Raw genomic sequence first — 20,978 nt, forward strand, 5'->3', positions numbered from 1 at the left:
TGAATGATTGGATGATGAGAAATGGAATTTTGTGTAGATACAAATAAAAATAATAGTTGGTATGTTGGAACTAAAAATTACGATTCTAAAATGATCAATAAAATTGAAACAATTATGTTTCAAGGTAATGGTTACGTCGGTATGAGAGGCGTAACGGAAGAACCACAATTAAATGAAAAGCGTGATATGTTCGTGTCCGGGACATTCGATGCCTTTCCAAGTGAAGTAACAGAGCTGCCTAACTTACCAGATTTGTTAAACATGGTCTTTCAAGTTGATGGACAAACTTTGAATTTAAAAGATGGTCAAGTAAAGGGATATCATAAATACCTCGATATGAAGAACGGTGAATTGACACGTGAATTTACATGGATTATTAATCATAAACAAATTAATTTTAAATTCACTCGTTTCGTTTCGATGGATAATTACCATTTGTTAGCATCGAAAGTAACCGTTAGTGCTGATAAGAATATTGATTTGAAGATTAAATCTGGAATTGATGGTCAACAGTCAAACAGTGGCACACAACATCTTATGGAAGGCAGTAAGAGATTTTATGAAGGTAAATTCATTCAATTAACCGAAAAATCACAACAATCTAAGATTGAATTTGTCTTCAATTCGATGCATAAATTATTCGTCAACGAAGTTTTATTAAATGACAAACCTTATATCAAGATGGGACGTCGGCAAATTTTTGAAAATTATGATGTTGACTTGGCAGCTGGTCAGGTTTTTCAGATTGTGAAGTATAGCAATGTCTTTACAAGTATCGATAAAGACGTTAAAGATGACGATTTGGCAGAGACTTCAGTTAATTGTTTGAAGAAATCTAGTTGGGCCAATTACCATGAGTTGTTACAAAAATCAGCCCGGGCTTGGGATAAAAAGATATGGAAAAAGAGTTTTGTCGAAATCAAGTCTAAAGATATTGAGCCACAAGTAGCGATTAATTTTGCCCGTTATCAATTAGCTGCTAACACACCGCATTCTCCAAATATGAATATTGGTGCTAAAGGGTTAACTGGTGAAGGTTATAAAGGCCATACATTTTGGGATACAGAAATTTTCATGTTGCCATATTTCATTTTTACAATGCCTAAGATTGCTAGAAATCTTTTAGAATATCGTTATTTGGGACTAGAAGGTGCCCACAAGAAAGCAATTAGAAATGGTTATCGTGGAGCTGAATTTCCTTGGGAAGCTGCTTGTCCTAGTGATGGTGAGACAGCTCCACTTTGGGGTTCCGCTGATATTGTGACTGGTGAACCAATGAAAGTTTGGTCTGGTTTTATTGAACAACACATTACTGGCGATGTCGTTTATGCAGTAATGGAATATCTGAATGCCACTAATGATCGAGATTTTGCTAAAAAGATGGGTTACGAGATTATTTTGGATGCGGCCAAATTTTGGGTCAGTCGTCTGGAATATGATCAAGACCATGAGCGTTATGAAATAACTAATGTTATTGGACCTGATGAGTATAAGGAACATGCGGATAATAATGCTTATACTAATTATTTAGCTCATTGGTGTATTCAAAAAGCCATTCAAGTCGTTAATATTTTGAAGGAAGATCATCCAGATCTTTACGTAACCTTAGATAAGAAACTAGATTTGGCTGAAGCTTATAACGATTGGATTTCACGCGTAAATAAGATTTATTTACCACAGCCAAATAAGCAGGGAGTAATTCCTCAAGATGATAAGTATCTGTCTAAGAAAAAAATCGATGTAACTAAGTATCAAATAAATGATCAAATTAGTGAGATTTTTAAGGATTATAATTTGGATCAAGTTAATAATTTACAAGTTACTAAACAAGCCGATGTGATGTTATTGATTAATTTATTCGATGATTATTTTGATAAAGACGTGAAATTGGCTAATTGGAATTACTATGAGCCAAAGACGACTCACGAATCTTCTTTATCTATGCCACCACATTCAATGATTGCTAATGAGTTAGGATTAGATGATCAAGCTTACAAATTCTACAGATGGACTTGTGAGACTGATATGGGAGTTCATGTTGGTAAATCTATTCAAGGGATGCATTTGGCATCTTGCGGTGGAATTTGGAGTATGACCGTTCAAGGCTTCGGTGGTGTGAGAATCTCCAATGGTAAACTACGGATTGATCCACATCTTCCTAAGGCTTGGTCTAGTTTGAAGTATCGGATTTGTTGGCATGGCAGTATTGTCAAAGTTTCCATCACGCATGATGAAATGGAAGTAGAAGTTGTGGGTGATGGTATTGAATTTATTAATAATGGTCAAGAGTATCAAGTTCCGGATAATTCTAAAATCGAAGTTGATGATTTTGTACCTGAAAAAACTGAAAGATAGTGGTTGTGTTAACTGATGTCGGATTTAAAATGCCGTCGTCCGTTCGGCCCTGGAAAATTGCTGGAACGCTGTGGCCACAACTTGGAGCCTTTGCTAAGACCAAAACCGGGCAAAGTCTTCAAGATTGGGCTTCTACTAAGCGATAAATCGCTAAGTAGAATTTCACGGCTGAGCATTTTCCAGGACCTCACTCCCGACTAGATAGTGGTTTCTATCTTTATACAAGTTACTTCAGAAAATTAATAGAAGATATTATTAGAATTACAGTATATTGCCGTGGTTCTAGTAGTATCTTCCTTTTTTTGTAGTGAAACGAAAAAAGGAAGTAGTTATTAAAAAAGCATGTGTCTAATTCTATCTAAATAGAAATTGGACTCTAGTCGGGAGCAAAAGCCCTGTGATGGCTCAGCCGCCAAATTTCTCTTGGCAATTTATTGCCTAGTGAAAGACCGAGTTTTGAGATTTTGCGTCTTTGGGGCCATGCAAAAGCTCAAAATCGTGTCGGCAGCGTTCCAGCCAATCACAGGGCTTTTGCGGACGACGGCATATTTCAACCAAAAATATTTTCATGAAATTATTTCTAGTTAAAATATACTAAAATATAACTAACTGAAATTATGGAGGATATTTGTATGACTAAAGTGGTGGTAATTACTGGAATTTCGTCAGGAATGGGACGGGCAGCGGCCATTTACTTCAAACAACAAGGATTTGAAGTTTACGGTGGGGCTCGGCGCGTTGAACGGTTGGCCGATTTGTCAGAAATGGGAATTCATACTCAAAAACTTGATGTAACTGATAAGCTGTCAGTTCGAGGGTTGATTGATCACGTTGTTAAACAACAAGGCAGAATTGATGTTTTGATCAATAATGCTGGCTATGGTGAATTTGGACCAATTGAGGAAGTTCCTGTGGAAAATGCTAAGCGTCAGTTTGATGTCAATTTGTTTGGAGCAGATCGTATCACGCAATTAGTATTGCCAGTCATGCGTCGTCAAAATTCTGGTCGAATCGTTAATATTTCATCAGTCGGAGCAAATATTTACAGTGCTTTAGGTGGCTGGTATTACACGACTAAAGCTAGTTTAAATATGTGGAGCGATGTTCTAGATCAAGAAGTAAAGCCATTTGGAATTCGTTCAGTGATCGTTCAACCTGGTTTAACTAAATCGGAATGGAGCAAGATTGCTTTTGAAAATGCGCGTAAGAATTTGCTAGAAGATTCTCCGTATGAAAATCTATTGGATAAAACTGAAAGTTTATTCGCTAAAATCAAAGGTACACAGGCAACAGCAGAAGACTTGGCCAAAGTGTTCTATCAGGCTGCGACGGATATTCATCCAAAACGTCGTTACTATCATTCAATCATTGATCACGGGATGGTTTTGACAGCTACAACTATGCCTAGAGTTTATCGATTTGCTTTGAATAAGTTGATGAAATAAGGATTAAAGACATTACTGGAATGACAGATATCACTGTGTTCTGGTAATGTTTTTTTATAATGGAAGATTTCATCAAAAAAAGGAAAATCTAAAATTTTTTTATCTTTTTTAAATGATTTTCAAAACCTTATCAAATAGGCATTATTGAGCTCTACTTTTCTTAGAAAAGATTAAATAGTCTAATTTTTCTCTAATTTTAAGGTTGAAAAAGAATTTATATGGTGCTACTATCTTTTTCATAAATTAATTTTTTTCTAATAAAGGGAGACAGTATTATGACAGAGACAAAAAAAGTAGTTTTAGCATATTCCGGTGGATTGGACACATCAGTAGCCATTCCGTGGTTGAAAAATAAAGGATACGACGTTATTGCATGTTGTATCAATGTTGGTGAAGGAAAAGATCTTGAGTTTATCAAGAACAAAGCGATTGACGCTGGTGCAGTTGATGCAATTGCCATTGATGCTTTAGATGAATTCGCTGACGATTACGCATTAGTAGCATTACAAGGACATACCCTCTATGAAGGTATTTATCCTCTTCTCTCTGCCTTATCCCGACCTCTTATTAGTAAAAAATTAGTAGAAATTGCCAAAGAAAATGATGCAGTTGCCATTGCCCATGGCTGTACCGGAAAAGGTAACGATCAAGTTCGTTTTGAAGTTGCCATCCACGCTTTGGCTCCAGAAATGACCGTGTTAGGACCTGTTCGTGATTGGCACTGGTCACGTGAAGAAGAAATCGAATTTGCCAAGGAACACAATATTCCAATTCCGATTGATTTGGATTCACCATATTCTATCGATGCCAATATTTGGGGTCGTGCTAATGAATGTGGTGTTTTGGAAGATCCTTGGAACGAAGCACCAGAAGATGCTTTTGACATCACTAATCCAATTGAAAAAACACCAGACGAACCAACTAGTATCGAAATTGCCTTTGAAAAGGGTGTTCCTGTTTCACTAGATGGTGAAAAGATGAAGTTCTCAGATATGATTCAAGAACTAAATGTGATTGCTGGCGAAAATGGTATCGGCAGAATCGACCACATCGAAAATCGTTTGGTTGGTATCAAGTCACGTGAAGTCTATGAAACACCTGCAGCAGCAGTTTTGTTGAAAGCTCACAAAGAACTTGAAGATTTGACACTAGAACGTGATTTGGCTCATTTCAAGCCATATATTGAAAAACAATTGAGCGATACAATTTATAACGGGCTATGGTTCTCACCATTGATGGATTCATTGTTGGCCTTCTTGCATGAAAGTCAAAAGACCGTTAATGGAGTTATTAAGTTGAAGTTGTTCAAGGGTAACGTTTTGGTTCAAGGACGTAAATCACCAAATTCTCTATATGACAAAGATTTGGCAACTTACACTTCAGCTGACTCATTCGACCAAGAAGCTGCTCAAGGATTCATCAAACTATGGGGACTTCCAACACAAGTTTCCGCTCAAGTTAGCGAAAAAGCTGCTCAACAAAAGAATGAAGCTGACCATACTGAGGTGAACCAATGAGTACCGAAAAGCTCTGGGGTGGAAGATTTTCACAACAAGCCGACAGTTGGGTAGATGAATTCGGTGCTTCAATCAGCTTTGATCAACAAATGGCTGACGAAGATATAACTGGATCTTTGGCTCACGTCAAAATGTTAGAAAAAACTGGAATTTTGAATCACGACGACGTTTCAAAAATAGTTGCTGGACTTGAGGATATTCAAAAGGACCTACATCAAGGTAAAATCCATTTCTCAGTTGAAAACGAAGATATTCATATGAATATTGAAAGTATTTTAACTGATCGAATTGGATCGGTGGCTGGTAAATTGCATACAGGACGTTCAAGAAATGACCAAGTCGCAACTGATTTTCATTTGTACGTCAAGAATCGTTTACCTAAGATTATTGAAGAAATCAAAACTATCCAAACGACTTTAGTTAAATTAGCCAGTGAAAATGTCGAGACTATCATGCCAGGATATACTCACTTGCAACACGCTCAACCAATTTCTTATGGTCACTATTTAATGGCTTATTATTCAATGTTGAAACGTGACGTGGAGAGATTTGAATTTAATCAAAAACACACTGATATTTCACCATTAGGTGCTGCAGCTTTAGCCGGAACAACTTTCCCAATCGATCGTCAATTTACAGCTGACGAATTAGGATTTGGAGAAGTTTATAGTAATTCACTAGATGCGGTGTCTGATCGTGATTTTGCCTTAGAATTTTTGAGTAACGCTTCAATTTTGATGCTACATTTATCTCGTTTTTGTGAAGAGTTGAGTATGTGGGTCAGTTACGAATTTAATTATTTGGAATTAAGCGACAAGTACACGACGGGAAGTTCTATCATGCCTCAAAAGAAGAATCCTGATATGGCAGAACTTATCCGTGGCAAGAGTGGTCGAGTGTTTGGACATTTGTTCGGACTACTTTCGACGATGAAGTCTTTACCTTTGGCTTATAACAAGGATCTTCAAGAAGATAAAGAAGGCGTTTTTGATACTGTCAAAACTATTCTGCCAGCTTTGAGAGTGTTCAACGGGATGCTTTCGACTGTTAAAGTTAAAAAAGATAACATGTACAAAGCTACTACGCACGACTTTTCAAACGCGACTGAATTGGCTGATTACTTGGCTACGAAAGGGATTCCTTTTAGACAAGCACACGGAATCGTTGGAGAATTAGTTTTGAAAGGTATTCAAAGTGGTCAAAACTTACAGGATATTTCGATGGCTGACTTTAAGAAAATTTCACCTTTGATTGAAGAAGACGTTTACGATGTGTTGAAACCAGAAGTTGCCGTTGAAAGAAGAAATTCTTATGGTGGTACAGGCTTTAAACAAGTTCGTGAACAAATTGAAAAAGCTCAAGAAGAATTAGGTTTATAAAAAATTAAATTAGGATTACTTTGATCACTTTTTGTGGTTAAGGTAGTCCTATTTTTTTGTTGTGGGATGATGCCGTCGTCCGTTCTGCTTTGTGGACGCTGGAACGTACTGGGCGCAACTTGAAGCTAATTCCAGAACCGGGAATCATCTCCAAGCTTGGCCTTTCACTAAGCAATAAATTGCTAAGTGAAATTTCAGTACTGAGCATCCACAAAGCTGCCACTCCCGACTGGATAACGTCATTTATTGTTTGTTTCAAATAATTTAAAGTCAAAAATAGCATCTATTCAGATATATAGGCGATTAACGACTAGCATTATCTGAATAGATGCTTTTTGTTTGACTGTATAAAAATATAAAACCACTCTCCAGTCCGGAATAGCAAAGAAAATTGGCTCAAATGTGAAATTTCTCTTGGCAATTTATTGCCTAGTGAAAGGTCGAGCTTGAAGACTTTGCCCGGGTCTGGGCTTAGCAAAGGCTCCAAGTCGTGCCCACATTGTTCCAGCCAAATTTTCTTTGCTATGGAGGACGGCATTCTCCACCCTCTATCTAAGATTTTCTTATTTTACCCTTACCAAATCATCAAGACCGCGCCACTACTGGGATGCTATAACTTATATATGCTTTAGAAACGGTAAGAAATGTAACAGAGGTGACTTTTTGGCTGAAGTAAAAACTAGAAAAAAGAAATATCTCCATGAAGTGGACCTGATGCGCGTGCTTTTCATTGGTGGGGTGTTGTTGAATCATACGACAACCGCTTTTAGAAATAATGTCGGCAGTGGATCGGGGAGTGAGTTGTTCTTAGAGGCTTCTCACTTGGCACTTCACTTTACCAGAATGGGTTTCATGTTTATGACAGGACTAGTTTTGGTACTAAATTATTACAATAAAGAACATCATTGGCTGAAGTTTTGGAAGAAACGTTATATCAGCGTTGGAATTCCTTATATTGGCTGGAATGCCATTATGATGTGGTTCACGACAATTACAGCTGGAATTGCCCTGAATTGGCCTAATTACTTCCAGAATTTATTTGATGCAATTATTCATGGTAACAAATTCTACATGTACTATATTATTGTTACTTTCCAGTTGTATTTGATTTTTCCACTACTGGTCTACATGTTTAAGAAGTTTAAAAATCATCATTTGGCTGTTTTAACTGTCAGTGCCGTCCTCCAGCTACTCTTAGTAATTGGAATTAAATATTGGTTGCCAGGAGTTGACCGTGACGGTTGGTGGTACTTATTTAGAGCCTATGGATTAAACATTTTAGTTTATCAATTTTACTTTATCGCTGGAGCTTTCGTAGCTATTCACTATGATCAAGTAGATCGTTTTATCGAAAAAAATCACCGTATGATTGGTTGGTCAACTTTGGCTTTGGCAATTGGTACGGTTGCATTATTCTTTGGAAATATTAATATTTTGAAACTCAGTTTGAGTGCCAGCTTATCAATTCACCAACCATTAATTTTTATTTATGACACGTTCATGATTGCATTTGTTTTCTGGATTGGTCGTCAATATGCTCACGCTAGAAATCATGGTTTTCCAAATTGGTTAGAAAAAATTATTAAAAATATGTCAAAAGTTTCCTTTGGGATTTATTTAGTCCAAACAATTCCAGTAACAATACTCTATGGAATCTTGAGTGTAATTCATTTACCTTCAATCGTAACGTTGTTGCTATTGCCATTCGGTTACGCTTTCGTGTTAGGAGGATCATTCTTAATTTCTTGGTTCTGCTACAAGGTACCACCATTTGGAATTTTAATTGGACGCCCACAACACATATTTAGTGCAAAAAAAGCTAAAGGAGTAGTTGAAAATGTCAAAAATAACGAATCAATTAAACAAACAGTTAAGGAATAATATGAATCAAGAAATAATTAAGGATGAAAAGCTAAATCGTTGGTATAAAGGCTTTGAAGTTGCCGACGATGTTCGGATGTTACGTGAAGAATTTTTAGACTTGCACATTGGATACGGTGACGTAGTTTTAGTTTGTTTGTCCAACACTGCAGCTTATCCTTTAATAACACAAGCGCTTTGGGAAGTTGGAGCAGTGATGCATCCAGTCGCTGCCACAACGCCAGAAAAGGAATTACAACAAGAATTAAAAGAACACGATTATGTGGCTTCTATTGTTGGTCAAACACTAGTCGATGCGGCTTTAGATGATCGTGTGGCAATTGTTTCAGCACTACACTTGCAAACTTATTCTTTATTACACATCATTCGTGACCGTAGTTTAATGGGACATGATGCTAAAGTTCCCGATGAAGATGATTTAGCGTTGATTATGAATACTTCTGGAACTACTGGTAAGCCCAAACGTGTTGGTTTGACGCATAGAATTTTGTTGAATGGTGTCAAACATGATATTGAAAGCCACAAGATGACATCTGAAGATACTAGTTTGTTGGTTATGCCGATGTTTCATATCAATGCTCAAGCAGTGGTGATTTTGGCAACTAGATTATCCGGTGGTAAGTTAGTAATTGCTGAAAAATTCAGTGCTTCTAAGTTTTGGAATCAAGTTAAAGAGAATGGTGTTACTTGGGTATCAGTCGTACCAACTATCGTTAATATCTTGTTGATCAATCAAAAGGCCAATGAAAGCTACAGTGATGATATTCGTTTACGTTTCGTTAGATGTTCGTCATTTGCTTTGCCGCTTGATAAACTGACTGCCTTTCAAACACGTTTTCATACGAGAATTTTGGAAGGATATGGGATGACCGAAACTGCTAGTCAATGTACGATCAATCCATTTGATGCACCAAAAGTTGGTTCAGCTGGGAAGCCATTTGAAACTGATTTAGGAATTATGGTTAATGAACAAATTACTAAACGACCTAAACAAATCGGTGAAATTGTTGTCCGTGGCGACCATGTTATTAGTGATTACTTAGATCCACATCCAGATTCGTTCAAAGATGGTTGGTTTTTAACTGGTGATTTAGGATATTTGGATGAAGATGGCTACTTGTTTGTTAAAGGACGCAAAAAAGACATCATCAACCACGGTGGCGAAAAAGTAGCTCCCGCCCAGGTTGAAAATGCCTTGAGTCAATTGAATTTTATTAAAGAAGTTTCAGTTATTGGAACACCTGATACTCTTTATGGAGAAGCAGTAACGGCGGTTGTTATCAGCAATGGCGAACAAGATGAAGAATTAGAACGTCAAAAAATCATGGCTCATGCCAAGGCAACTTTAGCTACTTATGAGCAACCAACGAGAATTTTCTTCGTTAAAGATTATCCTCGTAATGCCACGGGTAAAGTTATTCGTTTGAAATTACGCCAACAAGTGATGTCAACTTTAGTTAGGAGTGCTGGATGAGTAAGAAAAAGAAAAATTTAAAAAAATTATTGATCAGTGTCGTCTTAGTCTTTTGGGCAGCGATTGCAATTTATGGCTTTAAACAGACGGATGCTGGAGCCGCTACTTCCGGATTAGAAACAGTGACGATTGGTTATCAAAAAGGTGATCCGTTCGATATTGCCAAGCAACGTGGTGAATTTTCTAAGAAGATGGAGAAGAAAGGCTATAAAGTGGTTTTTAAAGAGTTCTCTGATGGAAATTCTCTAATGCAAGCTTTGAAAGCTGGTAGTGTTGATTATGCCAGAACTGGAGATACACCACCGGTTTCAGCACTTTCGACTGGGACAAAATTGACTTACGTCGCTGCCAGTTCATCGAAGGCTAAAGGTTCCGGTATCTTAGTTAAGAATTCTTCAAGCATTTCTTCAATTAAAGATTTGAAAGGTAAGAAAGTTGCCTATACTAAAGGGACTAGTTCTCAATACATGTTACTAGCAGCTTTGAAGAAAGCCGGTATGAGTCCTGATGACATCACTTGGGTCAACATGGATCAATCCAGTGCCAGCGTAGCCTTTTCTAAAGGTAAGGTCGATGCTTGGTCAACTTGGGATCCATACACAGCTCAAGCACAATTGACACAAAATGCTAAATTAGTGACAAACGGTGTTGGAATTACTAATAATCGTGATTATATTTTAACAACGAAAAGTTATGCCAAGAAGAATACTGAAATTTCGAAGTATTTGATCAAGTATCTACAAGAAGATATGAAATGGGCTAACAACAATCACAGTGAGTTGATTACGATGATGAGTAAATCGTTGAAAGTTTCTAAGTCGGTCGTTAAGAAGATGATAGGACGCCGAACTTATGGAATTAGTACGATGAATAGCACGTATGTTAAGGAAGAACAAAAGATTGCTGACTTGTTTTATGAAGAAGGTTTGATTGAAAATAAAGTTACAGTTAGCGATTCTGGAAATTATAAATAATAAATGAGGCGGCCGGTTGGTCGTCTTTTTTTTGCCATTAGATGTAACGATAACATAACGGTAAAATTTACTTTCCTAGGCAAAAGCAACCGTCAACTTCTAGTTAAATTATCTCCGTCAGGATAAAATATTAAGTAATCAAAGGGGGATTTTTCAATGAAAATTGGTTTGCAACTACAACAACAGCGGATACGTCACAACATGTCACAAAATGATCTAGCCGAAAAACTACACATTTCTCGACAATCGATTTCCAAATGGGAGAATGGTGGCAGTTTGCCTAGCTTTAATAATGTAGTGGCAATCAGTGATCTGTTTGATATTTCCTTAGATGAGTTGATTCGGGGGGATGAAGAATTGATGGACAAATTGAAAAATGACGGGAAAATAAGGTTAAATTATGTTGAAACTATTATTTTTGGTGGAATTGGTTTAGGAATAGTTTTGTTGATTTTACTCAGCTTATTTAAAATGCCCAGTGATATTGTTAAAGCTTGGATCCTCGTTATTGCCTTTGCAGGTAAATTAGGAGTACTTATGAATCTTGAGTGGAGGTATGTTAATCGTAGTTTAACAAAGAAAGCCGTTTTTTGGGGAGTTATAGTGATGGCTATGACTGTGACTGACTCGTTACTTAGTATGTGGATAGGATTTACTGCAGGACTATAGCAATTAAAAAAACAGCATCTATTTAGAAAAAATCCGAATAGATGCTGTTTAATTTTTTAGTTGTTGTCACTATCAGAAAAGTCCAAAACTGGTAAGGTCATAGCTGGAAAACCACTAGCAGAAGTCATCATCGAGACCATTGGTCTTAAATACGACAACAAAATTGAGGCTCCCTCTGTCTGCAATAACTGCAAGGCGTCACTATGAGGGAGAAGTTCGGAGACTTGAAAAAGCGTCATGATTCTAGCAGTGATCGTGTAAGGAACGTTGTCGTTCTCTTGGTTGACAAAAATAGTTAAGTAAAGTGGAATATCATCATTCCAATCGATTTCTTCTTCACTAGGCATTTCTACTAAAGTGCCAATATCGGCGGAATCGAAGTCATTTTCAAAATCAAAATCGTCATTAACTTGGAAATCAAATTTTAGAACAGTAGGGTTCTCAAACTGTAAATACTTACTAGTCATATTCATAAGCTTTTTCTCCAGTCATTTCTTACCATACTAGCATGGTTCCTAATTATTAACATTAATTTAGATACGATATTAAAAAAATCCTGAAATATCTATTCTTATGATAGATAATTTCAGGATTTTTTTGATTAAGCAGTTTGTTGTTGTACTTCGGGTTCTTCCAAGATTTCACCAAGAACTCGATCAGCGACGATACCGATTTGACCAGCGTTGCGATTCTTAGGGCAATCTTCTTCATATGAATTAGTTGAATCTTTCATAACAACGATACGATCAGCCATTCGAGCAGCTTCTTCGACATCGTGGGTAACTAAGATAGTTGTTAGATTTTGTTTTTGACAGATATTTAAGATTAAGTCTTGCATCTTGCGTCTTGTCAAAGCATCCAAAGCTCCTAAAGGTTCGTCCAACAGTAAAATTTTAGGATGGCTCATTAAGGCTCTAGCCAAGGCGACACGTTGTTTTTGACCACCAGATAATTGATTAGGAAAGTGATCAGCGTAGTCTCCTAGTTCAACTAAATCGAGTAATTCTTTGGCATGCGCTTTAGTGTTTTTATCTTTTGAACCAAAGGATAAATTGTCTAAAACGGACATCCAGGGAAGTAATCTATCTTCTTGGAACATTACGCGGATTAAAGATTTCGTATCAGTTGAATTGATTTGAACTGAACCACTAGTAGGTTTTTCCAAGCCAGCGATGAGGCGTAACAGAGTACTCTTACCACCACCACTCATACCAACTAAGGCGATAAATTCACCTTGATTGATATCTAAATTTACATCGTGTAAAGCAGTTAAATTATTATAAGTTTTATTTACGTTTTTAATTGTAATCATTGAATTATTCATTAAGCATTGCTCCTTCCAGTATTTTGCCAATCTAATAAGAGACTTTCAAAACTTTTGGCAACCAAATCAGAAATTTTACCAAGTACGGCATAGACGACGATACATAAGATAACAGTTTCCATATCGACGAAATCTTCCGCATTATTTGCCATATATCCAATACCTGAACTGGCTGAGATAGTTTCAGCAACAATCAAAGTAGTCCACATTACACCTAGGGCGTAACGAATACCAACGAGAATTTGTGGTAAAGCGGCTGGAAAAATAATTTTGAAAAACATTTGTCGTTTTGAAAGTTCGTATGATTCACCCATTTCAATCAAATCTGGATCGACTGAGCGGATTCCATGGAAAGTGTTGATGTAGACAGGAAACATTGTTCCAATCGCAACTAGTGAAATCTTAGCTGATTCGTTAATACCTAACCAAAGAATGATTAGGGGAATCAAAGCCAAATGGGGAATGTTACGAAACATTTGAATCGATGAATCAAATAATAAGCGACAAGTGTTGGACATACCATTGATAAAACCAAGAATAAAACCAACGCCACCACCAATTAAAAGTCCAACGGTAGCTCGGTAAAGACTGATACTGAGATTTTTAGGTAATTCTCCAGATTGTGTTAGTTTGATACCATCTTGAAGAACAGCTAGAGGTGAGGGTAAAACTGAAGTTGATAACCAACCTAGCGTGCTACTAACTTGCCAAAACAAAATTACAATAATAGGAATTAAGAAAGGCAAAATTTTATCGACTGGCAGATTGATTTTTTTACGTGTCGTCGTTAAAGTCACAGGTTTTTGCATCAGTTAGGCCTCCTTTTGTTGTTGAACCACTTCTTGAGCTAGAAGTGTACGTTGAATTTTTCCCGTCGCATTTTTAGGCAATTCAGTACTAAAAATGTATTTTGTAGGACGTTCAACAGGTAATAATTGCTCATTTGCTAATTCGTTCAACAACGCTAATTGGTGGCGATGATCATGACTGAGTTTTTTAGGAACAATAACGGCGGTGACAGTTTCACCATAAATTAAATCGGGAGTACCAACGACGGCTACTTCACGGATAAATTTCAAGTTGTGCAAGCAATCTTCGACGGCTAGTGGATTAACATTTTCACCACCGCGAATGATCATTTCTTTGCTACGACCAGCAATGTGCAAGTAATCATTCTCGTCTAGTGAACCAAGATCACCCGTCGGCAACCAGCCATCGTGAAAGGCTTCAGGTTGAGGGTCCAAATAATGAGTAATGACGCTGTCACCCTTTAAAGCAATTTGTCCGATTTTATTTTTTCCAACTTCGTGATAGTTGTTATCAAAAATTTTAATTTCTGTACCAACTACTTTGCCGACTGTTTTTTGAACTGGTTTTTCGAGTGGATTTTGGGCAATTTGACTAGCGGCTTCAGTCATACCATAACTTTCAATTAATGGAATATCGAAGCGTTGTTTAAATTGTGCGTGGATGCTTGGGAGGAGAGGGGCTGAAGCAGTCCGGAGAAATCGCAAGTTAGTGTGAGCTGGTTGTTCATCACGTTGCAATAAGATGGCGATGATAGCTGGTGTTAATGACACCCAAGTTACCTTTTCACTACTAACTTCCTTCCAGAAAAGATGAGCACTAAATTTGGGACGGAATAATAATTGTCCGTGAGATAGACGAGTAGCCAGATTAGAAATAACCATGGCATTGATATGAAACATTGGCATTAAGATAAAAGTGCTATCTTGATCCGTTAGTTCTTCACTATCGATGACATTAAAGGCTCCGGCCAAAAGTTGTTTGTGAGTTAAACCAACTCGTTTAGGTTTACCCGTAGTACCAGATGTATGCATGATCAAAGCAATTTGGTCATCTTCCGGTGTTTCTGCTACATGAGCGATATGCTTGTTACGAACGAAGATTTGTACTTCTGATTCGTGCAAAGTTGTCAAACGAGGTTGGTTAGTAAAAATATCATTTAAAAATTTTAATTCTTTAACATCTGAATCAAAAATAATAGCTGAATAATGATATTGATCTTCAAGTTCACTGATTTGAATTTCAGTAGCAGCGGGATTCAGGGTTTGTACGATACTACCAATTTCCCAAAGGCTTTGAATGACCAAAGAATAAGTAACTGAATTTGTTAAGCTAACTAAAACGATATCGTTGTGACCGATACCTTTATTTTTCCAATAATTTTTCCATACGTTTTTTTCTAAGTTAAGTTCACTGCCGGTGTACCAATGCTGATTTGCATCTTGCATTAAAGGACGAGTAGCGCCAGCAATTAATTGTTGTTGTAATCTTTCAGTAAGTTCTGACATAAGTAAGTCACCATGTCCTTTCGATTGAATAAACATAGTTTACAATCATTGCGATGAGGTAACTACTTAGGTTTGGTAAGGGTTTAATAAGAATTTCTTAGAAAGTCTTCCGTCCTCCATAGCAAAGAAAATTTGGCTGGAACGTAGTGGGCGCGACTTGGAGGCTTTGCTAAGACCAAGTTCGGGCAAAGGCTTCAAGCTCGGCCTTATTCTAAGCAACAAGTTGCTAAGAATAATTTCACTACTGAGCCAATTTTCTTTGCTATTCCGGACTAAATAGTGACTTTATTTTTGATTTTAGATAAATAAAAAGCATCTATCCAATCTGGATAGGTGCCGTTTTTGAATCTACATTTATATATTTATTTATCCGCATCAAACTCAATTTTAAAAATAGAACCATGTGGTTGATTATCAAGAACCTTAATTAAGCCGTTATTCAACTTAACTAATTGTGAAACAATTGATAATCCTAAACCACTACCTTTGATTTCGGTCGAATGAGAAGTGTCGACTCGGTAAAATCTTTGGAAAATGAGTTGCTTTTGGTCATCAGGAATACCAATACCCTGGTCAGCCACTGATAAATCTACTTTTGAGCCATTTTGTTTAAGTGACAATCTGATTGGAGTGTTATCTGGTGAGTATTTATTAGCATTATCTAATAAAGCTACCATAACTTGTTTTAAAGCATCGACATTACCCAAAATATGTATGTCAGATTGAATATCTAAGTTTAGTTCTTGAGCGATTGTCTTCTTATATTGTTGGCCAATGCCGTTAGTGATTTCTGATAAATTAATCTTTTCCAGAACTAATTCTGCTCGATCGGCTCGGGATAGGTGGAGTAGGTTTTCAATCAAGTGTTGCATTCTTAAGGATTCTTCATCGATATAACCTAGGGATTCGGGAATCACTTCGGGATGCTTGTCACCATGGCGTTTGATTAAATTCAAATTGCCACGCACAGCTGCAATAGGGGTTCTCAATTCGTGCGATGCATTAGAAACAAAATCCCTTTCTCGTTGTAGCCGTTTGTTTTGAGTATCAAGTAATTCGTTAAAGGCGTCACCCAATTCCTTGATTTCTTGAGGACTGGTTGGAACTGTCAGTTTAGGTTGATCAAAATCAGGATCTTTAGTTGTACTGCGTGTTTCATTAACCAGATCAATAGTTGGCGCACTGAGCTTTTCCGCTAAACGTTGGGCCCACCAAGTTCCAAATCCTAAGGTAACGAAAACGATGATACTAATTAAAATCAATAACAAGATTAAGCTGTTGATTAAGCGGGATAGGCTGGTCCACAGTTGATAGGTCGTATCATCATCCTTTTTTTGATAGAACAAGAAGAAACCAAAATTTTGAACGAAAACAATGTGTTGTCCAGGAAAAATACTGAATTTATGCTGATTGATGAATTTCTTAGAAGCTGAAGTCGTCATAATTTGTTGACCAGCTCGATCAGAAGCTGCCGTGATAGATGATTTCTTTGTCTTGACTCGAATAACCGTATTTTGTTTTGTGTGGCGATTATTTTGATTGCTCCATTGAATAAAACCGGGAACGTCATCAATATTGGAAAAATACAAACTCATCATTTGTCCGCGTGCTTCATGGACGGTTTGCGAATATTGTTGCACACCAACCACTGCCAAAATTAAAGCACTGATTGCTAACGTGATGATAATAACTAATTTACGAATTGCATTGTTAATCAGTTCTTGATAAGTCAGGGACTTTTTTTCTGTCATTTATTAACATCCTCAAGAGAATAGCCAACACCACGAATTGTTTGAATCAACGGTTTGTCATTTTTGCCGTCAACTTTGCTTCGTAAATAGCCTACATAGACATCGACAACGTTTTGTTGACCGAGAAAATCTTCGCCCCAAACGTTGTCGAGCAATTCATCACGGGTAAAGACTTTGCCGATATTTTGTAGGAAGAACAACAATAAATCATATTCGCGACGAGTTAATTGCACATTTTCGTTATTACGAGTAACTTGGTGTGATTTAGTGTTTAAAGTTAAATCAGCAATTTGATAAGTTTGATCGGGCTCAGACATGTTTTGCGCACGCCGTTTAATGACTCGGACTCGAGCTAATAATTCCTCAATTTCAAAGGGCTTAGTGATGTAGTCGTCAGCGCCATTGTCTAATCCTGCAACTTTATCCCCAACGTAATCTCTAGCTGTCATGACGATTACAGGGACTTGATCGTGTTTTCTAATTCGACGCAAAACTTCCATACCGTCTAATTTGGGCAACATCCAATCCAACAAAATCAACAACAAATCATTTTGATGTTTTTCATAAAGGTCCAAAGCTTCAATTCCATCATTGGCTATGATGACATCAAAATCCTCAAATTGGAGCTCTTTACTAACATAACTGGAAAGACTGCGTTCATCTTCGACAATTAAAATTGTATTTTTCATTAATAAAATCTCCCAAACAATATTTTCTATAATTATAGTAGCAATTTTACCTTAATACTAACTAAAACTTTCTAATGCGTAATAATTACTAATTATGTTACACTACAATGGATTAGTTAGAAAAGGTGAGATAAGTGGAAAAAGCAATTGAGGTTTTGAAAAAGAACCATTATAAAGTAACCAAACAGCGCAAAGATCTATTAGAATTTCTCAGTAAATTTACCGTTCAATACGTATCAATCAATGATATTGCTGATTACATGCGTTCTTTGTACCCGGGAGTAAGTAATAATACGATTTATCGTAATTTAAAAGAATTTGAAGAAATTGGCTTGGTTGAATCTCAAGAAAAAGATAAGACTTTGGTGAAGTATCAATGTGATTTTGAACATCGTCATCATCATCATTTTGTCTGCAAGAACTGCGGTAAAGTTACTGAATTAAAGGCTTGTCCAATTGAATTTTTTACCAATCAATTGCCAGGCTATACAGTCGAAGGACACGCTTTGGAAGTGTATGGACTTTGTGCTGACTGTACAAAAAAATTAAAGGCTGAATAAAAACATCTACTGGATAATAGTGCGACTGGCTATTGTCTAATAGATGTTTTTAAATTCTATTGAAAAAAGAAGCCACTATCTAGTCCGGAATAGCAAAGAAAATCGTGCCCACTACGTTCCAGCCAAATTTTCTTTGCTATGGAGGACGGAATATAACAGTAATCAATATGAAAAAATGTTAAATAGTAAAATTTATCATTTACTTTTTAAGGACATTAGTTTAGGGTTAAATAGTAACTTTTATTGTTTAAGGAGAATTTTTCATGTTTTTTAAAAAGAAAAAATTTATTGGAATTATTTTAGGGTTAATTTTTATCGTAGTTTTATCAGGATGTACGAATAAAAAAACTAGTACTTCCTCAGACAAACTAAACATTGTCACAACGACTGATTTTTATGGTGAAGTAGCTAAGAAGATTGTTGGTAACAAGGGAAGTGTTACTTCAATTATTAGTAATCCCGCCGTTGATCCCCATGATTTTGAACCAACGACTAAAACCGCTCAAATTGTTAGTAAGGCCAATGTTACGGTTGCTAATGGTTTGGGATACGATTCATGGATGAATAAATTGGACAAGCAAGACGGAACTTATATCAAAATCGGTGAGGATATCATGAACAAAAAGACCGGTGATAACCCTCATATTTGGTACAATCCGCAAACGATGCCAAAATATGCGCAATATTTGGCCAATGAATTATCTAAGCAACAACCCAAGAATAAAAAGTATTTTCAACAAAACGCTAAAAAATACATAGCCTCATTGAAACCTGTGAAAAATGAGTTAGCAAAACTCAAGACAGCTTCGCAAAAGGTAACTAATAAAGAAGTTTATGTCAGTGAACCAGTTTTTGATTACTCAATTAAAGCAACTGGCTTCAAGGTAGGTAATAAAGAATTTGAAAAGGCCGTTGAAAATGGGACTGATCCAACTCCTCAAACTATTAAAACAATGCAGGATAATATCAAAGCTAAAAAGATTGCCTTCTTTGTTTTAAATACTCAAACAGACAGCAAGCTTGTTAATAATTTGGTTGATTTAGCAAAGAAAAATGATATTCCAGTTCTCAAAGTTACGGAAACATTGCCAAAAGATAAGACTTACACTGAGTGGATGTTGTCACAATATCAAGCAATGAATAAAATTTTACAAGGTGAAAAATAATTTTGATTGAAGCGAAAAATTTAACTAAGCGTTTTGGAAATCAATTAGTTTTTCAAGATGTTAATTTTAAAATAAATCAGGGCGACTTTTTAAGCCTAATTGGACCTAATGGATCTGGGAAAACCACTTTGGTCAAAATACTAATGGGGTTAGAACCAAAAACTAGTGGTGAATTAAAATTCGATCATAAGCAAACAATCGGTTATGTTCCACAATTTCGAAATATCGATAACGATTATCCATTAAGTATTGAAGCCTTCATACGACTCAATTTGAAATTCACGCTCAGTTCAACAAAACGTCGTGAAAATGATCGACTGATTCAAGAGATTTTGGAGAAAACTGGATTGACTGATTTGAAGGATCGTCCTCTAGGATTAGCCTCTGGTGGTGAAAAGCAAAAAGCTTATTTGGCACAAGCATTGCTGAATAATCCTAAAATTCTAATTCTTGATGAATCGACTGCTAGTTTGGATGTTGAAGTAAAAATGCAGTTGATGGATTTAGTTGCCGAATTAAATAAGAAGTATCAACTGACGGTTATTTTCATTACACACGACTATGAATTGACAAAAAAATATACGACTAAAGCACTTTTCTTCCAGGATAAAACTTTGAAAGAAATTCCTATCAGCCGTATTTCAGAAAAAATGTTTGAGATGGAGGGTTAAGATGTTTGAATATGAATTTATGCGCCAAGCCTTTATTGCTAGTACTTTCATAGCTATTACGGCTGGTATCGTTGGTGTTTTCGTTGTTTCTAGAAACATGTCCTTTCTCTCACATACTTTGTCAGAAATCGGTTTTGCTGGGGCATCATTTGGAATTCTGATTGGAATTTCTCCCTTAGCTGGGATGATTCTTTTCACGATTATTAGTTCAATAGCAGTTGGTAGTTTAAGTTCAGAAAGCTCGAGAAGAGAAGCTTCGATTAGTGCTATTTCTTCGTTATTCATTGGTTTAGGAATTCTTTTCTTATCACTGTCTTCAGAATCAAGTAGTTATGCGACGAATATCTTATTTGGTAGCATTGTTGGTATCAGCGCCAAAGAAGTTCAACAATTAGTGATTTTGGCAGTGGTAGTAATTGCTATTTTCATAATTTTTTACAAGCCGTTATCATTTGATTCCTTCGACCATATCGGTGCTCGTGCAGCCGGTTTGAAGACTCGTTTATTGTCGATTGCTTTCTTAGTGACCTTAGCTTTGAGTGTTAGTATTGGTGCTCAAATCGTTGGATCGCTGTTAGTCTTCGTGTTGTTGACGTTGCCTGGTGCCACAGCTAAGTATTTAGTTCATACGATTCCTAAGTTGTTGATGGTTTCAGTTGGATTATCGTTAGCTGGTGTTTGGTTAGGTTTGTATTTAGCCTTTATTACCAACTGGCCAGTTACTTTCTTCATTTCTAGTTTTGAAGTTTTAGCCTACTTCTGTGGTTTGACTTATAAAAATTGGAAATTAAATCATTAATATTTGTAC

18 protein-coding genes are annotated in these 20,978 nt (G+C 36.5%); 12 read left to right on the forward strand and 6 right to left on the reverse strand.

Annotated elements, in window-relative coordinates; all coding sequences use genetic code 11:
- The first annotated feature begins 21 nt into the window (after positions 1–21).
- The 8 genes from G6534_RS00110 (at position 22) to G6534_RS00145 (ending at position 11,694) form a co-directional block, all read left to right on the forward strand.
- The gene (locus G6534_RS00110; protein WP_182082969.1) at positions 22–2,355 is read left to right on the forward strand and encodes a glycoside hydrolase family 65 protein; all 2,334 of its coding nucleotides are present in this window, start codon (positions 22–24) and stop codon (positions 2,353–2,355) included.
- Positions 2,356–2,987: 632 nt separating this feature from the next.
- Positions 2,988–3,800: an SDR family NAD(P)-dependent oxidoreductase gene (locus G6534_RS00115; protein WP_059075086.1), complete on the forward strand. Its 813-nt coding sequence runs from the start codon at positions 2,988–2,990 to the stop codon at positions 3,798–3,800.
- A gap of 275 nt (positions 3,801–4,075) precedes the next feature.
- A complete protein-coding gene (locus G6534_RS00120; protein WP_059075087.1) occupies positions 4,076–5,317 on the forward strand; it encodes an argininosuccinate synthase in 1,242 nt (413 codons plus the stop codon).
- Entirely contained in the window at positions 5,314–6,696 is a 1,383-nt protein-coding gene (gene argH, locus G6534_RS00125) for an argininosuccinate lyase (protein WP_059075088.1), read from the forward strand. Before G6534_RS00120 ends, argH begins: the two co-directional genes overlap by 4 nt.
- A gap of 663 nt (positions 6,697–7,359) precedes the next feature.
- Entirely contained in the window at positions 7,360–8,577 is a 1,218-nt protein-coding gene (locus G6534_RS00130; protein ID WP_182082970.1) for an acyltransferase, read from the forward strand.
- On the forward strand, positions 8,534–10,051 hold the full coding sequence (locus G6534_RS00135) for an AMP-binding protein (protein WP_182082971.1): 1,518 nt from the start codon (positions 8,534–8,536) through the stop codon (positions 10,049–10,051). Before G6534_RS00130 ends, G6534_RS00135 begins: the two co-directional genes overlap by 44 nt.
- Positions 10,048–11,025 carry an aliphatic sulfonate ABC transporter substrate-binding protein gene (locus tag G6534_RS00140; RefSeq protein ID WP_059075090.1) on the forward strand — a complete coding sequence of 326 codons (978 nt, stop codon included), beginning with the start codon at positions 10,048–10,050 and terminating at the stop codon, positions 11,023–11,025. Before G6534_RS00135 ends, G6534_RS00140 begins: the two co-directional genes overlap by 4 nt.
- A 156-nt stretch (positions 11,026–11,181) precedes the next feature.
- Positions 11,182–11,694 carry a helix-turn-helix domain-containing protein gene (locus tag G6534_RS00145; protein WP_059075091.1) on the forward strand — a complete coding sequence of 171 codons (513 nt, stop codon included), beginning with the start codon at positions 11,182–11,184 and terminating at the stop codon, positions 11,692–11,694.
- A gap of 56 nt (positions 11,695–11,750) precedes the next feature.
- Here the strand turns inward: G6534_RS00145 and G6534_RS00150 are convergent, their stop codons facing one another.
- The 6 genes from G6534_RS00150 to G6534_RS00175 form a co-directional block, all read right to left on the reverse strand.
- Positions 11,751–12,167: a protein-export chaperone SecB gene (locus tag G6534_RS00150; protein ID WP_059075092.1), complete on the reverse strand. Its 417-nt coding sequence runs from the start codon at positions 12,165–12,167 to the stop codon at positions 11,751–11,753.
- Positions 12,168–12,295: 128 nt separating this feature from the next.
- Positions 12,296–13,018, reverse strand: coding sequence for an ABC transporter ATP-binding protein (locus G6534_RS00155; protein ID WP_059075093.1), 723 nt, complete (start codon positions 13,016–13,018; stop codon positions 12,296–12,298).
- The gene (locus G6534_RS00160) at positions 13,018–13,827 is read right to left on the reverse strand and encodes an ABC transporter permease subunit (RefSeq protein WP_059075094.1); all 810 of its coding nucleotides are present in this window, start codon (positions 13,825–13,827) and stop codon (positions 13,018–13,020) included. The genes G6534_RS00155 and G6534_RS00160 overlap by 1 nt, the downstream gene beginning before the upstream one ends.
- A 3-nt stretch (positions 13,828–13,830) precedes the next feature.
- The gene (locus tag G6534_RS00165; RefSeq protein ID WP_182082972.1) at positions 13,831–15,333 is read right to left on the reverse strand and encodes an AMP-binding protein; all 1,503 of its coding nucleotides are present in this window, start codon (positions 15,331–15,333) and stop codon (positions 13,831–13,833) included.
- A 362-nt stretch (positions 15,334–15,695) separates the two neighbouring features.
- Entirely contained in the window at positions 15,696–17,084 is a 1,389-nt protein-coding gene (locus G6534_RS00170; RefSeq protein ID WP_182082973.1) for a sensor histidine kinase, read from the reverse strand.
- Positions 17,081–17,773 (reverse strand): response regulator transcription factor, encoded by a 693-nt coding sequence (locus G6534_RS00175; RefSeq protein ID WP_059074565.1) that lies wholly within the window; start codon positions 17,771–17,773, stop codon positions 17,081–17,083. Before G6534_RS00175 ends, G6534_RS00170 begins: the two co-directional genes overlap by 4 nt.
- 134 nt (positions 17,774–17,907) lie before the next feature.
- On the opposite strand from G6534_RS00175, the gene G6534_RS00180 reads away from it, so the two are divergent.
- The 4 genes from G6534_RS00180 to G6534_RS00195 all read left to right on the forward strand — a co-directional run bounded on the left by G6534_RS00180 (position 17,908) and on the right by G6534_RS00195 (position 20,969).
- Positions 17,908–18,333, forward strand: a complete 426-nt coding sequence (locus G6534_RS00180; RefSeq protein WP_059074566.1) for a Fur family transcriptional regulator — start codon at positions 17,908–17,910, stop codon at positions 18,331–18,333.
- 263 nt (positions 18,334–18,596) lie between these two features.
- The gene (locus G6534_RS00185; RefSeq protein WP_182082974.1) at positions 18,597–19,499 is read left to right on the forward strand and encodes a metal ABC transporter solute-binding protein; all 903 of its coding nucleotides are present in this window, start codon (positions 18,597–18,599) and stop codon (positions 19,497–19,499) included.
- Positions 19,500–19,501: 2 nt separating this feature from the next.
- The gene (locus tag G6534_RS00190) at positions 19,502–20,170 is read left to right on the forward strand and encodes a metal ABC transporter ATP-binding protein (RefSeq protein ID WP_059074567.1); all 669 of its coding nucleotides are present in this window, start codon (positions 19,502–19,504) and stop codon (positions 20,168–20,170) included.
- 1 nt (position 20,171) lies between these two features.
- Positions 20,172–20,969: a metal ABC transporter permease gene (locus G6534_RS00195; RefSeq protein ID WP_119318648.1), complete on the forward strand. Its 798-nt coding sequence runs from the start codon at positions 20,172–20,174 to the stop codon at positions 20,967–20,969.
- Positions 20,970–20,978 lie beyond the last annotated feature (9 nt).

It is taken from the genome of Companilactobacillus pabuli, from assembly GCF_014058425.1.
Lineage (GTDB): Bacteria > Bacillota > Bacilli > Lactobacillales > Lactobacillaceae > Companilactobacillus > Companilactobacillus pabuli.

Excerpts from the sequence above, each read along its gene's own strand:
- G6534_RS00160 (WP_059075094.1), bottom strand. The coding sequence starts at position 13,827 with ATGCAAAAACCTGTGACTTTAACGACGACACGTAAAAAAATCAATCTG.
- G6534_RS00110 (WP_182082969.1), top strand. The coding sequence starts at position 22 with ATGGAATTTTGTGTAGATACAAATAAAAATAATAGTTGGTATGTTGGA.
- G6534_RS00155 (WP_059075093.1), bottom strand. The coding sequence starts at position 13,018 with ATGAATAATTCAATGATTACAATTAAAAACGTAAATAAAACTTATAAT.
- G6534_RS00115 (WP_059075086.1), top strand. The coding sequence starts at position 2,988 with ATGACTAAAGTGGTGGTAATTACTGGAATTTCGTCAGGAATGGGACGG.
- G6534_RS00175 (WP_059074565.1), bottom strand. The coding sequence starts at position 17,773 with ATGAAAAATACAATTTTAATTGTCGAAGATGAACGCAGTCTTTCCAGT.
- G6534_RS00135 (WP_182082971.1), top strand. The coding sequence starts at position 8,534 with ATGTCAAAAATAACGAATCAATTAAACAAACAGTTAAGGAATAATATG.
- G6534_RS00120 (WP_059075087.1), top strand. The coding sequence starts at position 4,076 with ATGACAGAGACAAAAAAAGTAGTTTTAGCATATTCCGGTGGATTGGAC.
- G6534_RS00170 (WP_182082973.1), bottom strand. The coding sequence starts at position 17,084 with ATGACAGAAAAAAAGTCCCTGACTTATCAAGAACTGATTAACAATGCA.
- G6534_RS00195 (WP_119318648.1), top strand. The coding sequence starts at position 20,172 with ATGTTTGAATATGAATTTATGCGCCAAGCCTTTATTGCTAGTACTTTC.
- argH (WP_059075088.1), top strand. The coding sequence starts at position 5,314 with ATGAGTACCGAAAAGCTCTGGGGTGGAAGATTTTCACAACAAGCCGAC.
- G6534_RS00140 (WP_059075090.1), top strand. The coding sequence starts at position 10,048 with ATGAGTAAGAAAAAGAAAAATTTAAAAAAATTATTGATCAGTGTCGTC.
- G6534_RS00185 (WP_182082974.1), top strand. The coding sequence starts at position 18,597 with ATGTTTTTTAAAAAGAAAAAATTTATTGGAATTATTTTAGGGTTAATT.
- G6534_RS00165 (WP_182082972.1), bottom strand. The coding sequence starts at position 15,333 with ATGTCAGAACTTACTGAAAGATTACAACAACAATTAATTGCTGGCGCT.
- G6534_RS00150 (WP_059075092.1), bottom strand. The coding sequence starts at position 12,167 with ATGAATATGACTAGTAAGTATTTACAGTTTGAGAACCCTACTGTTCTA.
- G6534_RS00145 (WP_059075091.1), top strand. The coding sequence starts at position 11,182 with ATGAAAATTGGTTTGCAACTACAACAACAGCGGATACGTCACAACATG.